General features: G+C 70.5%; 9 protein-coding genes. 1 reads left to right on the top strand and 8 read right to left on the bottom strand.

The features are described 5' to 3' along the window. Nucleotides 1-72: 72 nt before the first annotated feature. Nucleotides 73-2,649: an excinuclease ABC subunit UvrA gene (locus tag BH719_RS03015; protein ID WP_034255187.1), complete on the top strand. Its 2,577-nt coding sequence runs from the start codon at nucleotides 73-75 to the stop codon at nucleotides 2,647-2,649. 183 nt (nucleotides 2,650-2,832) lie between these two features. Here BH719_RS03015 and BH719_RS03010 read toward each other — a convergent pair whose 3' ends face one another. The 8 genes from BH719_RS03010 to BH719_RS02975 all read right to left on the bottom strand — a co-directional run. After that, nucleotides 2,833-4,284 (bottom strand): mannitol dehydrogenase family protein, encoded by a 1,452-nt coding sequence (locus tag BH719_RS03010; RefSeq protein ID WP_009743265.1) that lies wholly within the window; start codon nucleotides 4,282-4,284, stop codon nucleotides 2,833-2,835. Between the two features lie 267 nt (nucleotides 4,285-4,551). Next, a complete protein-coding gene (locus BH719_RS03005) occupies nucleotides 4,552-5,205 on the bottom strand; it encodes a LutC/YkgG family protein (protein WP_021614548.1) in 654 nt (217 codons plus the stop codon). A gap of 10 nt (nucleotides 5,206-5,215) precedes the next feature. After that, nucleotides 5,216-6,844: a LutB/LldF family L-lactate oxidation iron-sulfur protein gene (locus tag BH719_RS03000; RefSeq protein WP_009743263.1), complete on the bottom strand. Its 1,629-nt coding sequence runs from the start codon at nucleotides 6,842-6,844 to the stop codon at nucleotides 5,216-5,218. A gap of 2 nt (nucleotides 6,845-6,846) precedes the next feature. Continuing rightward, the gene (locus tag BH719_RS02995; protein WP_009743262.1) at nucleotides 6,847-7,644 is read right to left on the bottom strand and encodes a (Fe-S)-binding protein; all 798 of its coding nucleotides are present in this window, start codon (nucleotides 7,642-7,644) and stop codon (nucleotides 6,847-6,849) included. A gap of 268 nt (nucleotides 7,645-7,912) precedes the next feature. Beyond that, a complete protein-coding gene (locus BH719_RS02990; protein WP_245683310.1) occupies nucleotides 7,913-9,295 on the bottom strand; it encodes a hypothetical protein in 1,383 nt (460 codons plus the stop codon). A gap of 358 nt (nucleotides 9,296-9,653) precedes the next feature. Beyond that, complete coding sequence (locus BH719_RS02985) at nucleotides 9,654-10,958, bottom strand: hypothetical protein (protein WP_009743260.1); 1,305 nt, start codon at nucleotides 10,956-10,958, stop codon at nucleotides 9,654-9,656. Nucleotides 10,959-10,967: 9 nt separating this feature from the next. After that, nucleotides 10,968-11,714: a hypothetical protein gene (locus BH719_RS02980; RefSeq protein ID WP_009743259.1), complete on the bottom strand. Its 747-nt coding sequence runs from the start codon at nucleotides 11,712-11,714 to the stop codon at nucleotides 10,968-10,970. Nucleotides 11,715-11,736: 22 nt separating this feature from the next. Beyond that, the coding region (locus tag BH719_RS02975; RefSeq protein WP_034255186.1) for a hypothetical protein at nucleotides 11,737-12,276 on the bottom strand (540 nt) is incomplete at its 5' end.

The following is a 12,276-nucleotide window of genomic DNA, read 5'->3' as shown; positions in this document are numbered from 1 at the left end:
CCGCGCGGGGCGGCGGCGCTACTGTGGGACCAGGCGGACCGGCCCCCGCCTCGTCGACCCGAATGGAAACACATGCCCCACCGCACGACCCCCTCCAGCATCCAAGTGCGCGGAGCGCGCGTCCACAACCTCAAGGACCTCGACGTCGACGTCCCCTTAAACTCTTTCGTCGCTATCGCGGGAGTGTCCGGGTCGGGCAAGTCCTCCCTGGCCCTGGGCACCCTCTACGCGGAAGGATCCCGCCGCTACCTGGAGTCCCTGGCGACCTACACGCGCAGGCGCATCTCCCAGGCCGCCAGGGCGCCGGTCGACCGGGTCGCCCACGTCCCCGCCGCCCTCGCCCTGCGCCAAAGGCCGGGTGTGCCCGACGTGCGCTCCACCTTCGGCACGGCCACGGAGCTGCTCAACCACCTGCGCCTGCTGTTCTCGCGCGCCGGCTCCTACCTGTGCCCCAGCGGGCACCGCGTGCCGCCCTCGCGCAACGTTGCCCTGGAAGTGCCGCTCGTGTGCCCCCAGTGCGGTGAGTCCTTCCACGGACTGGGCGCCGAGGAGATGGCCTTCAACTCCACCGGGGCCTGCCCCGTGTGCGAGGGCACCGGGGTCCAACGCGTCGTCGACCGCGCCGCCCTGGTGCCCGACGAGTCGCTCACCATCGACCAGGGGGCAGTCTCGCCGTGGGGCTCCCTCATGTGGAAGCTCATGAAGGACGTCGCACGCGAGATGGGGGTGCGCACGAACGTGCCTTTCCGCGACCTCAGCGAGGAGGAGAGGGCCATCGTCTACGAGGGGCCCGCCGAGAAACGGCACATCGTGGTCTCCACGAAGACGGGCGGCGCGGAACTGGACTTCACCTACTTCAACGCGGTCGCCACCGTGGAGAACGCGCTCGCCAAGGCCAAGGACGAGAAGGCCCTCGCCCGCGTCGGCAAGTACCTCATCACGCGCACGTGCCCCGCCTGCGACGGCACGCGCCTGGGGGAGCGGGTGCGCTCGACCCTCATCGGCGGCATCGACTTGGGCCAGGCCTCGCACCTGACCCTGAGCGGACTGCGCGAGTGGGCGGCGCGCGTGCCCGGCCTCGTCCCCGACGAGGTCGCGCCCATGGCCCGCGTCATCGTCGACGAGATGGCCGAGCCCATGGAGCGCCTGGCCGACCTGGGCCTGTCCTACCTCTCGCTCGACCGCGCCTCCTCCACACTGTCCAACGGCGAGCGCCAGCGCGTGCAGCTGGCCCGCGCTGTCCGCAACCGCACGACCGGCGTCCTCTACGTCCTGGACGAACCCACCATCGGCCTGCACCCCTCCAACGTCGACGGCGTCCTGGACATCGTCCGCGAGCTCATCGAGGATGGGAACTCCGTCGTCGTGGTCGACCACGACACCCGGGTGCTGGCCGCAGCCGACCACCTCATCGAGATCGGCCCGGGCGCGGGCGCGGACGGCGGACGCGTCGTCTACCAGGGCCCTGTCCCCGGGGCCTCAGCCGCCCCAGCCTCCCGTATCGGCCCGTACCTGGCCGGGAGGCGCCGGGTGGAGCGCCGGGCGGGCTGGGACCGGGAGCGCGCGGGAACGGACGGGCACGGCGAGGCGGGCGCTGACGAATGCGGCGGCCCAGGCAGTGACGGGCACGGCGAGGCGGGCGCTGACGGGCGCGGCGCCATCCACCTGGAGACCTCGCGGATCCACACGGTCCACCCCCTGGGCGTCGACATCCCGGTGGGAGCGCTCACGGCGGTCACCGGGGTCAGCGGATCGGGCAAGACGACGATGGTCCTGGAGTCCCTGGTGCCCGCCCTGCGCGCGGCCCTGGCGGGGGAGGCGCTGCCCGCGCACGTGCGGGACGTGGACGCGGCGGGCGTGACGCGGGTGAACCTGATCGACGCGACGCCCATCGGCGTCAATGTGCGCTCCACCGTCGCCACGTACTCCGGTGTCCTGGACGAGCTGCGCCGGGCGTTCGCGCGCACTGAGAAGGCAAGGGCGGCGGGCCTCAAGGCGGGCGCCTTCTCCTACAACACGGGCTCGCTGCGCTGCCCCACGTGCGACGGGACCGGCCAGATCACCCTCGACGTGCAGTTCCTGCCCGACGTGGACATCGAGTGCACGGACTGCCGGGGCAGCAGGTACAGCGCGCAGGCCCACGGGATCCGGCGCGACGGGCTTAGCCTGCCCGACATCATGGCCATGAGCGTGGACGACGCGCGGGGAGCGGTGCAGGGCCTGAAGAAAGCGGGCGCGCTGCTCGGCACCCTGTCGGGCTTGGGACTCGGCTACCTGGCGCTCGGCGAGGCCACGCCCGCACTGTCCGGAGGCGAGGCGCAGCGGCTCAAACTCGCCTCGGAGATGGGGCGGCGCCAGGAGGGAGCGCTCTTCGTCTTCGACGAGCCGACCATCGGATTGCACCCCGACGACGTGCAGGTCCTCCTCGACGTGCTCCAGCGCCTCATCGACCGCGGTGCCACCGTCGTCGTCATCGAGCACGACCTGGACGTCATCGCCAACTCCGACTGGGTGATCGACATGGGGCCCGGCGGCGGGGCCGACGGCGGGCGCATCGTGGCGCAGGGCGCGCCCCGTGACGTGGCGGCCCGCCCGGACTCGGTCACGGGACGCCACCTGCGCGCCGCCCGGCCCGGGATCCTGGGTTAGGCCGCAGCACGGGACTGGACCCTGCTCGCGGCGCGTCCCGAGTTCCACAATGCGTCTGAGTCCCGGGTGGAAACGGGGGCGCAAGGGGCAGCTGTTCCAAAAAGCGTCTGAGTCTGCCCGGATTCGTGCGAATCCGCTCGAAACCGTCAGACTCAGACGCAAAATGGACCACCGGGCCCGCGCTCAGCCGACGAGCGCCCGCATCCGGGCGCGGGCGCCCTCCGCCCGCAGTGCCCTCAGCTGCGAGGCGAACTCCTCGACGAAGCGCTCCTGGCCGGCCAAGTCGCCGAACACCGCGGTGTCGGAGACGAAGGCGCGGTCGTCACCGGCCTTCTGGGCCGCCGCCAGCTCCAGCAGGCGCGCGCCAGCCGGGTCGTCGACCGCGATCGGGGCGCCCGCCTCGTCGACGCCCTCATCGCCCAGCGCCCACGCGGCCACCATCGCGGCGCCCAAGCGGATCGGGCCCCCGGATGCCAGGTTGTCGCGCACAGTGCCCAGCACGAACTTCGGCATCCTGTTCGACGCGTCCTGGGCCAAGCGGAACAGCGTGTCGGCGATGGCCTCGTTCGTGAAGCGCTCGAAGAGCGTGTCCACGTACCCGTCCAGATCGATGCCGGGCACGGGCCGCAGCGTCGGGCGGGCCTCGCGCTCCAAGTAGGCGCGCACCCAGGCGGCGATGTCCGGATCGGCGGCGGCGTCGTGCGCGTACTCGATGCCCAACAGCCGCCCCCAGTGGGCGAGGCCCTGGTGCGAGGCGTTGAGCAGGCGCAGTTTCATGAGCTCGTAGGGCACCACGTCGGACACCATCTGCACGCCGACGTCCTCGAAGGGCGGGCGCCCGTCGGTGAAGCGGTCCTCCAGAACCCACTGCGTGAAGGGCTCGCACACCACCGGCCACGCGTCCTCCACGCCCAGGCGCTCGCGGACGGACTCGATGTCCGCGGGCGTCGTCTGCGGGGTGATGCGGTCGACCATGCAGTTGGGGAAGGCGACATTGTCGTCGATCCACTGCGCGAAGACCGGGTCGCTCATCCGCGCCTGCGACACGACGGCCGTGCGCGCCACCTTCCCGTTGCCGGGCAGGTTGTCGCAGCTCATCACCGTGAACGGGGGGACGCCGGCGTCGCGGCGCCGGCGCAGGGCCTCCACGATGTAGCCGAAACTGGTCGTCGGGTGGTGCGGATCGGCGGCGTCGCGGGCGGCGCCCTCGGACTCCGTGCGGAACAGGCCGGTGGCGTCGTCGACGTTGTAACCGCCCTCCGTCACCGTCAGGGACACGATGCGCGTCGTCGGCGCGGTCATGACTCCCAGGACGGCCCCGGGGTCGTCGGGGGCGAAGAGGTAGTCGTGGATCGACCCGATGACGCGGGACTCGGCCCGCCCTCCGGGGTGCTTGAGGGTGAGGGAGTACAGGTAGTCCTGGCCGCGCAGCGCGTCACGCATGCGCGTGTCCTGCGGCATCAGGCCCACGCCGCAGATCCCCCAGTCCAGTGCCTCGCCGCGCCTCATGAGGTCGTCGAGGTAGGCGGCCTGGTGGGCGCGGTGGAAGCCGCCGACGCCCATGTGCACGATGCCCGTCGTGATGCGGGAACGGTCGTAGTCGGGGGCGAGGTCCGATTGGGACAACGTTGTCATGAGGGGCTCCTGGGTGGTTCTCGGCGGTTGGAACGAACGCGGGGCGGCTGTGGGCACGGCGCGTCCGCGGGCGGTGCCCAGTCCCATTGTCCCACTGCGGGGCGCGGTTGAACAGGGGGCTCGTACGAGCGGGCGGGACCGGGAGTGGCCCGTGCCCGGTTGACGATGGTTGCGGGGGAGCGCGGGACGGATGCCACGCGAGTGCGGCCCCCGCCCCGCCCACCGAATAGTGGGCGGGACGGGGGCCGGAAAAGCGGGGCCAGGGAGTCAGTGCGCGATGACGACCCGCAGGTTGCGGGGGCCGTGCACGCCGTTGACCCGCACCAGCTCGATGTCGCTGGTCGCCGAACCGCCCGCGATCCACGTCATCGGGCGCAGGGGGTTCTCGCCCAGGACATCGACCGCCTGCGGCACCGTGGGGACGATCGCCGAGCGTTCCAGCACCACCACGTGCGTGTCCGGCACCAGGGAGATCGCGCGGCGCCCCTGGTCGGGCTCGCCGTCCAGCACGATCGTGCCGGAGATCGAGATGCCGACGCGCGAGCGCGTCACCACAGCGTCGATGGCGTCCAGCTCCAGGGTGGGGATCGCCTTCTCCCGCGAGTCCTCGCGCACAGTGCGGCCCGACCGGGCGGCGGCCTTCTTGAAGGGCGCGTCCAGCCCGGTGGGGACCACGACGGAGCCCATGCCCTCCAGGAAGGAGTCGATGGCGTCGGCCACCTTGGCGTCAGTGGGCGCCAGGACCACCTTCGCCGAGTAGTCCTCGAGCTTCTCGATCATCTCCCCGACCACGGCGTCCGAGCCGGGGGCGTCCGCCGTGGAGCGGATGTAGTCCCGGGGGATGGGGCGCACGGGGCGGCCCTGCTGCGAGCGCCCGATCGCGTCGCGCGCACGGGCCAGAATCGCGGTCTTCGCGTCCATGGGAGCCATGTCAGTCCTCCGTGGTGTCGTCGTTCGTGCGGGTCGTCATGCCGTGCTCGCTGGCCAGCGGGATCCCCCGGGCGGGGGCGTCCCAGCGGGTCGACGAGGCATCCGAGTCCGGGTGGGTCCGCTTCCACCACTGGCGGAAGGTCTCCTTCGGCGCCGTGGGCAGATCCCGCGCCCCCGTCCACAACGAGGCGGGGAAGGGCAGGGCGCCGATGCGCCCCTTCTTGCCGCCGACGAGCCGTGTCGCCTTCACGGCCATGCCCGCCGCGGTCCACAGCTTCGCGTTCGACATGACGGGCGTGGCCGAGCCCATCGCCAGGTCCCACACGTCGGGCAGCACGGCGTGCTTCTCGTCGACGGTGCGGGCCCGCAGGTGGATGAGGATCGTGGGGATCTCGATCTTGACGGGGCACACGTCGCCGCACGCGCCGCACAGGGACGAGGCGAAGGGCAGGGTGTGCACCGGGTCGTCGTGGGCCATGCCCTGGGTGAGCTGGGGGGTGAGGATCGCGCCGATCGGCCCGGGGTACACGGAGCCGTAGGCGTGGCCGGAGGTGTGCTGGTACACGGGGCAGATGTTCATGCACGAGCCGCAGCGGATGCACGCCAGGGCCTGCCTGCCGATCGGGTCCGCCAGGGTCTTCGTGCGCCCGTTGTCCATGAGCACCAGGTGGAACTCCTGGGGGCCGTCGCCGGGCGTGACGCCCGTCCACATGGAGGTGTACGGGTTCATGCGCTCGCCGGTGGCGCTGCGCGGCAGCAGCTGCGAGAAGATCTCCACGTCCTGGAAGCGGGGGACCAGCTTCTCGATGCCCATCAGGGTGATGAGGGTGTCGGGCAGCGTCAGGCACATGCGGCCGTTGCCCTCGGACTCGAAGATGGACACGGTGCCCGTCTCCGCGATGCCCATGTTGGTGCCCGAGACCGCGACCTTGGCGTGCAGGAACTTCTTGCGCAGGTGCGCCCGGGCGACGCCGGTGAGCTCGGTCGGGTCGTCGGACAGGTCCTCGGGGGCGTCCTCCATGCGGTCCAGGAAGATGCCGCGCACCTCGGAGCGGTTGCGGTGGATGGCGGGGACCACGATGTGGCTGGGCATGTCGTCGGCCAGCTGGACGATCATCTCGGCCAGGTCCGTCTCGCGCGCGGAGATCCCCTGGTCCTTGAGGTACTCGTTGAGGTTCGTCTCCTGGGTGGCCATCGACTTGACCTTGACGACCTCGTCGACGCCCTTGGACTTGATGATGCCCGCGATGATGCGGTTCGCCTCGTGCTTGTCGCGCGCCCAGTGGACGATGCCCCCACGGGCGGTGACGTTGCGCTCGAACTCTTCGAGCAGTTCGGGCAGCCGCGATTCGACTTCGAACTTCACGGCCTCGGCGGCGTTGCGCAGGTCCTCCCAGTCCGGCATCTCCTCGACGCGCTGTCCGCGCTTCGTGCGGATCGTGCGCGTGGCGTGGCCCAGGTTGCGGCGCATCTGCGTGTTCGCCAGGGTCTTCTTCGCGCCCTCGGGGAAGGTGGTGCCCCAGCGCAGGGTGTCCTCTGGGATGTCGACGGTGGTGCGCCACCCGCCGGTGTGGACGTCGGAGGAGGCCGAGTCGGCGACTGCGGGCATCCCGATGAATGTTGCGGTCATTGTCAGATCACCTGGGCGCTTTCTGGGGCGAAGGAGATGTTCCCGAGGAACGGCTGGTCCTTGGTGGAGGCGAGGATCTCGGCGAGGTGCATGGGGCGGATGCCCGACTGGAGTCGCGACAGGCCGCCGCCCACGTGCATGAGGCAGGAGTAGTCGCCCATGACGAGCACCTCGGCGCGGGTGGACATGACGTTGGCGACCTTGTCGGCCAGCATCGACGTGGAGGTCTGCGCGTTCTTGATCGAGAACGTCCCGCCGAACCCGCAGCACACCTCGGCGTCGGGCAGGTCCACCAGGGTGAGCGCCTCGACGGCGCGCAGCAGGCGGTAGGGGCGGTCGCCGACCCGTGCGATGCGCAGCGAGTGGCAGGTGGGGTGGTAGGTGACGGTGTGCGGGAAGTACGCGCCCACGTCCTCCATGCCCAGCACGTCGGTGATGAGCTCGGTGAGGTCGTAGGTGTGGGCGGCGATCTGGGCGGAGCGCTTGGCCAGTTCGTGGTCGCCGACGTGCTCGGCGACGACGCGCTGCTCGTGGCGGGCCGCGCCGGTGCAGGACCCGGAGGGGACCACGATCGCGTCCCACTGGCCGTCGAGCACGGGTTCGAACGCTTTCACGTGGTTGCGGGTGATCTTCGCCGCGTCTTCGAAGTAACCGGTGTTGGCGTGCATTTGCCCGCAGCAGACCTGTCCCTCGGGGAACACGACTTCGTGCCCGAGGCGCTCGAGGAGTGTGACGGTGGCCTGCGCGGCTTGCGGGAACATGACGTCCGCAAGACACGTGGCGAAGAGGGCGATGCGCATAGGGTGTCCTTCCTCGGAGGGGCGTGGTGCCGCCAGCATATGCGTGGGTCAGAGGTCCCACCACGCCTTTGTCGTGGCATTTCCGCCTGAATGGCGGGAACGGCGTTTCCGCGCCGGAAAGTCCCTCTCGTCAGCGGCTTCTCCGGGGTCGGATCCACTATCCCGGAGCCGTTCGCCGGGAGGACTTAGCCAAGGCGGTGCTTGCGTTTATCACTGGGCTGCTGCCGCGCGGGGCGGGGGTGTTGGTGGTGTGCGCTGGTCGTTGGGGTCAGCGGGGTGCGGTCGCGGTGAGGTTGGTGTTGGTCTTGGTGAGTATGAGTGCGGGGGCGATGAGTGCGGGCCTGTCGGGGGCGCTGTCGGCGAAGTCCATGTATTGGCCGGTGGTGAGGTCGATGAGCACGGAGTTGCCGATGGCCAGGACCCGCCCGTCGTCGCTGACGGACAGCTGGTCCTGGAGCTCGCCCCCCGAATCGCCCAGGGTGAACGCCCGCTGTTCGTCGTCGCCGGTCAGGTCGAGGGCCGTGGTGGCCCCGTCGGGGGCCTGGTACTCGATGTGCCCGCAGTCGGCGGGCGTGAGGACGCCGCGCGTGGCCGAGGCGTCGGAGTCGCGGTAGTAGGCGGTGGCCTGGGCCAGTGTCGGCTCCTGGCCCCAGACGGGCACGCTGGCGTCGGAGCACTCGTGCTTGGAGCGGGTGGACACGGGCCAGTGGGCGGCGTCGAACGCCTCGACCGGGGTGCCGTCCGCTGCGAGTGCCCTGATCTGGGAGTCCCCCTCGCAGGCGACCAGCCACCCGTCCGCAGCGGGCGCGCGCCAGCACCCCTGCGCCGGCTCGAAAGAGGAGGTCTTGACCTGCCCGGTGACGGCGTTGAGGAACACGTTCGATGTCGAGGTCCTGCCCAGCCAGATCCAGTCGTGCCCAGTGGACGCGGCGCTGCCCCACATGTCGGTGCCGGCCAGCCCGGTGGAGGCCTCCCACACGACGGTGCCGTCCGCCCTGCGCCCCGAACACCCGCCCGTGCTGCTGTCGCAGGCCACCAGCATCAGGTCCGCCGTGACGCGCAGGTCCTTGTCCGAATGGGCCTCCGCCTCCTGGCGCATCCACGTCAAGGATACGATCTGGCCCGTGTCGGCGTTGACCGCGTAGTGGCCGACGAACAGGGTGCTGCCCACCCACGTGCTCTTCCGCTCGTCCCCGATACCGGGGCTGTCCAGGTCCTGGACGGTGTGGGACCACAGCTGGCGGGGCTCGCCCCCGCCCACGTCCCAGCCCTTGACCGTGCCCTGCCATAGGTTCGCCCTCTCCAGGGTCACCAGAACGCTCCCATTCGAGGAGACGCGGACGTTCTGCTCGGCGCCCCCATCGGCTGCGGGAAAGTCAAGGCCCCACGCCTGTTGCAGGCCGTTGAGCCACTGGCCCGACGGCACAACGGCGGTATCCGGGCGCACCACCGCCCCCGCCACCTCCCAGGGAACGGAATCCGTCTCCACGATGTCGGACTTCTGCCACCACGGATCCGACTGCCGCCAATCAGAGGACGAGGAGGAGTTGATGGAATGCAGAAGGTAGAGGTTGAATGCGAGCATTATCAGGAACATGACCAGGACGAAGAGCTTCCTCGAGGTGGACCACGCCGCACGGGGCTGCGGCACCGCGCCCCCATACGGGGCCGGACCCGCCACGGAACCGGACAACGGCACCATCCCCGACGGAAAACGCGAGATCGGCGTGGCCCCCGGCAGAGGAAGGACGACCCGCCCGGAGGGCGAACGCCCTCCCCCCGGCCCGTCCTGCTCCCGGGATCCCTCACGCCGCCCATCCGGTGAAGCACTCATCGCCGATGCCTTCCTCGTGCTGCGCGGATCCGGTCCGCTTGGGCAACTGACTCGCACTCATAGGCTACATCGGGCGCGCGCGGCGCTGCAGGGCCGGTCCACAGGGCACGAGGCGGGGGCGGGTCCGGGCGCAGGGTGGGCTCGGGCGCTCCTTGTGTCCGCCGGTCGCGGGGCGTCAGCGCGCGAAGTCCTCCATGTAGGCCGGGCGAAGCGCGAAGGCCTGCACCATCAGCGGGCCGCCGGTGAGGAACGTGCCCTTGCGGACAGGAGACGCGTCCACTGTGAGCAGGACCTCGCCCCCGCCGCCGTCGAGGGGATCCCGGCGGAGCGTGAGGGGGGCCTCGGAATCGGCGGGGACGTCCAGTGTGAAGACGTTCTGGGCGTCGACGGTGAAACGGGATGCCTGGCTATCGGGGTCGGTCAGTGGGACGGTGAACAGCGGCCGCGTGGTCCCGGTGCCCAAGTCCGTGCTGTACACCTCGCCGTACGAGGTCACGAAGGTGTACACCGATCCCGATAGGTGCCCGACCAGCCAATCGAGGTGCCCGGGGGAGAACGCGATGGGCGATCCGTCGTCCCCGGCCATGGGGACCAGGTCGCGCGTCCCGTTGGTGGTGTCCCAGACCTGCAGCACGGGTTCGCCCGCGGTGGGGTCCTGCCCGTTGTCGGGATTCGCCCCCGGGTACGTCTTGTGGAATGTCGGCACGTAGATTTTGCCGTCGTAGCAGGGCGCCTCGTTCTGGGGGGTGTCCAGCCCCTCGTCCATCGGCGCGATGCCGACGATGGTGGCCTGGGGGTCATCATGCGGGTCCACGCGGATGAGCATGTCCGCGGGGCCCTGGCCATCCGGACGGGTGTCCGCCTGGAGGCCCGAGGCGTCCAACTGGGTGGGCAGGGACCCGTTCCCGGGGAAGCGCGTCGATGTCATGGAGTAAAGGTGGCCGTCGCAGACGGAGTTGAAGGGGTGCATGCCTGGGATCGGCGCGAATGCGCTGCCGCCGTCGGCGGTGACCGCCACCGCGTCCTGTTGGTCGCCGTCGATGTAGAAGGCGAGCGAGGCCGCGCCGTCGTCGATCGAGTACCGGCTGAGCTCGTGGCGCTCGTCCTTGCCGCGCGGGACGCTGGTCGTCCCGCTGTCGGACACCGCGACCTCGGCCCCCGAAGTCCCGTAGTGGAGGCCGGAGGCGTTCCACACCAGTCCGGCGTCGATCATGGCGCCCACGTCAACGCTGTTCCCAGTCCCCGCTCCGTCGACCAGCAGCAGGCGGCCGACTCCGGTGCTGTAGGCGTCGGCGCCGACTCCGGGGGAGTTCCCGATGCGCAGCGCCAGAACCGAGTTCGCCGTCGTCGCGCGGTCCTGGCCGACCTCGGGGAATGCCGTGCTCGACGAGCACCCCGGCAGGGCGCAGGCGCACACGAGCGCGAGGGCTGCGATGCCCGCTGATGGCGCCGAGAGGGCGCGGGGGGACTGGGACAGCATCAGCGCCTCCTAGAGGTTCGCGTAGGTGTAGGCGAGCGACCCTTCCACGATGTCGTGCGGGTACACGCCGGGGCCGCCGTTGCTGTCAATATCTACTCCGGCTCCATACTTGTACGCGTACCAGACGAGCTGTGAGCAGTTCAGCATCCACGGATTCTTCGACTTGTTGAAAGCGAAATTCAGATTGTAGCTGTAACCGCGTAGATTGTTGTAGGCGTAATCGGCTGCGGCGTCCTGCGTCGCTTGCGAGACATGGTAGTAGACCTGTTTTGCGCCGGAGCGGATTGTAATGGAGGTGTGTCGGTACCAGTCGGATTTGTAACCGGGACCACTGGCCTCCACCACCCACCAGGTGCCGCCGTAGATTCCAACGTGCGCCCATGGAGCTCCTGTCGGAGTGTAGTAGACGTCGCCTTTGTACCATGACTCGGGGAGAGTGGAAGTGCTGCCTGTGGCAGCGTTGGGGGAGCTCGTTTCCAATTCCGCGCTGCTGGAGCTTGTGTGCGTGCTAGCGTTTGAGTTCTGCTCTTCGAGGAGTTGGTCCAGGGTTGTACGGAGCGCTTCCTCCGGGGTGGTCCCGTTTTCTGATGCCCAGTCGCTGGCTGCGTGGACCAGTTCGTCTCTGGAGACTCCAGGGGTGATTTGAAGGATTTGAGTGACAGCGTCTTCGGGTGTCGCGACTGCTGGCGCTGAAAGTGCGAAAGCGAGTGCAGTGGAAAGAGCGCTGATTGAAAGTGTGCGGAACTGGCGTGTCATGACCCGCGTTTGGACGGTGGCCTCAGTACTGGCTGGCGGCCAGCCAGGCGGCCAGGAGGGCCGGCGCGTCCGCCTCCCACGTCCCGTCGAAACGGCGGCTCCCCTGGTGGGTGGCCGCCTCCATGCCGCCCAGCAGCCGGGCGGCGAACGGCGCGCCCGCGGCCACGGCCCACGCTCGGTCCCGCTCGAGGGCGGGGGAGGCGAGCGCGCTCGGCCCCGCGTCGAGGACGCGCTGGCACCAGCGTCCCACGACGCCGCGGACCTGGGACGGCCCGGAGGCGCCCGGCTCGTCCCCCGGGCGCGGCGCGCCTCGCCCCTCGGGCAGAGTCCCCGCCCAGGAGCGGGTGACGCGGTCGAGGCCGGGCCACCACACGCCCCCCAGGTCGTCCGGCACGTGGATGGCTCCCTCGCGCGCGGTCATGCCCAGCAGCTCCCCGCCCAGGACCAGGCAGCGCACGCGCGCGCCCACAGCCAGCCCGAACAGCTCGGTCGCCAGGCCCGCGCCCAGCGCCCGGGCCGCCCCCCTCAGCGCCAGGGAGCGGCCCGCGACCACCAGGCCGCG

This window comes from Pauljensenia hongkongensis (genome assembly GCF_001746855.1).
Lineage (GTDB): Bacteria > Actinomycetota > Actinomycetes > Actinomycetales > Actinomycetaceae > Pauljensenia > Pauljensenia hongkongensis.
Note: the sequence above shows the minus strand (reverse complement) of the source record. Positions and strands in the feature narration are given on the sequence as shown.

Excerpts from the sequence above, each read along its gene's own strand:
- BH719_RS02980 (WP_009743259.1), bottom strand. The coding sequence starts at position 11,714 with ATGACACGCCAGTTCCGCACACTTTCAATCAGCGCTCTTTCCACTGCA.
- BH719_RS03000 (WP_009743263.1), bottom strand. The coding sequence starts at position 6,844 with ATGACCGCAACATTCATCGGGATGCCCGCAGTCGCCGACTCGGCCTCC.
- BH719_RS03015 (WP_034255187.1), top strand. The coding sequence starts at position 73 with ATGCCCCACCGCACGACCCCCTCCAGCATCCAAGTGCGCGGAGCGCGC.
- BH719_RS02985 (WP_009743260.1), bottom strand. The coding sequence starts at position 10,958 with ATGCTGTCCCAGTCCCCCCGCGCCCTCTCGGCGCCATCAGCGGGCATC.
- BH719_RS03005 (WP_021614548.1), bottom strand. The coding sequence starts at position 5,205 with ATGGACGCGAAGACCGCGATTCTGGCCCGTGCGCGCGACGCGATCGGG.
- BH719_RS02995 (WP_009743262.1), bottom strand. The coding sequence starts at position 7,644 with ATGCGCATCGCCCTCTTCGCCACGTGTCTTGCGGACGTCATGTTCCCG.
- BH719_RS03010 (WP_009743265.1), bottom strand. The coding sequence starts at position 4,284 with ATGACAACGTTGTCCCAATCGGACCTCGCCCCCGACTACGACCGTTCC.